This window comes from Proteus sp. PR00208 (genome assembly GCF_016238545.1).
In the GTDB taxonomy this organism is placed as follows: domain Bacteria; phylum Pseudomonadota; class Gammaproteobacteria; order Enterobacterales; family Enterobacteriaceae; genus Proteus.
The window spans coordinates 1-1,529 of the sequence record NZ_JAEHQE010000052.1 but is presented as its reverse complement, the minus strand read 5'-3'; the positions used below and the strand labels follow the sequence as shown (position 1 = coordinate 1,529).

The window sequence follows — 1,529 nt, the reverse complement described above, 5'->3', positions numbered from 1 at the left end:
GCTATTTGCATTCTAGGGTTGGAATTCAACCCTAGATAACAATTATTACATAGCTCAAATTAATCATCGTTTGGTTGGAATCCCTGCGAATTAGCACTAATAAACAACCTGTATATTGGTTGGAAATGTGACGATTGTAATTAGATTCTATTCTTTTCAACCAACCTTCTATAATGTTCACCAAGAGCGGTTAGCCTGCACGATTTACTTTCCATCGCAGCATTCCACATATGATCCGCTCCGTCAGGCACAAGGAGGTTTAATCGGTTATATTTCTGAAGTACAGAAAATATTCTTGTGTTTTCTTCAACTGGGTTTGGCATTCCTTCATCCCTACCTTTCATTTCAGGTTCAAACGTAGGATCAAGAGGAAATGAATATCCAGGAGTGGGGAATAATGTTCTAATCTTTCTTAAATCCTCAATGGATATAGCAGGGGAGGATTTTCTTAACGACACAAATTGCTTCACGTTTGTTTTGAAAACAGGGCGTTGTTCCCATGCACCAAGAGATTGATCAATATGAGCATATATACTCCCAGGGGTAATGTCGCCTGTTAAGTTGGCTGCACTACCGCTTAGTGCATCAACCAATAACGTGGTAAAAACTCCACGTCCATTTTGCTCTGTAGCGTACTGGTCTTTAGTTGAAGCTGTTAAAACTGTCACACCTTCGGCAAGCGACGCTAATTGTCCAGCTTCAGGAGGTGTCCCAGCAATTCCTGAGTGACAACTATCAAGTATAATTAGTTTGTTTTTGGCTGGGGAGTTGTTTGCAATTGTCAGTATTTCCGCAAGTGAAACACCTTCATCGCCTCTTGCAGCATCCGATGTTAATAAATAACCTCCCGTAGCCTCAATATGACCATGCCCAGCAAAATAGAACAAAGCAATATCTGCATCTGCTTTAAATAATTCAGTAATTTGGTCTTTTAAATCACCACGTTTAACTGTCTCGCCAGGTCCTGTTCCTGTCAGCAATCGGCAATCAAAATTCACAGAACCGCCATCGTGTCTTTCCAAAATTGCTTTTACGGAATGCGCGTCATTCACACATCCATATAGGTGACCCCCATGCTCGTAATGGTTAACACCCACTATCAAAGCGATCCTCATAATTTCGTCCTTTATAAACTGTCTATGAAATTTTTAATGGCATCCCAGGTCCAAACAACAGTTTTGACACCTTCTACATTTGTCCTGTCATCCGTGTATGCCCAAACTCCCAAAACTTTTTTGCCTTCTTCTTTTGCACAAGCTATTTCCCATTTCTGACCACTTGAACTCAGAGAGTTATTGCTTATAAGTGCAATGACACCATCAGATCTTTTAATGCGAGTTCTTACTTTAGCCTTCCAATCACTGTCGTAAGCTTCTTTAACAGACATATCGATATACTCAAAAGGAGAGTTGGTATTTAACGATTGGCCCTTTAAAAAATCCCGCTGTCTTTCGTCTTCAATTGCGAAAGCTACAAAGATCGTTTTTTCAGTCGCCATATATTATTGCTCCATTTTATTGATAATTTAG

Annotated in this window: 2 protein-coding genes; both read right to left on the bottom strand. The window is 40.0% G+C overall.

Annotation, left to right across the window (positions count from 1 at the left end; all coding sequences use genetic code 11):
- Positions 1-140 precede the first annotated feature (140 nt).
- Complete coding sequence (locus JEP36_RS17655) at positions 141-1,115, bottom strand: caspase family protein (RefSeq protein WP_198630573.1); 975 nt, start codon at positions 1,113-1,115, stop codon at positions 141-143.
- Positions 1,116-1,126: 11 nt separating this feature from the next.
- Entirely contained in the window at positions 1,127-1,498 is a 372-nt protein-coding gene (locus tag JEP36_RS17650; protein WP_198630572.1) for a TIR domain-containing protein, read from the bottom strand.
- Positions 1,499-1,529 lie beyond the last annotated feature (31 nt).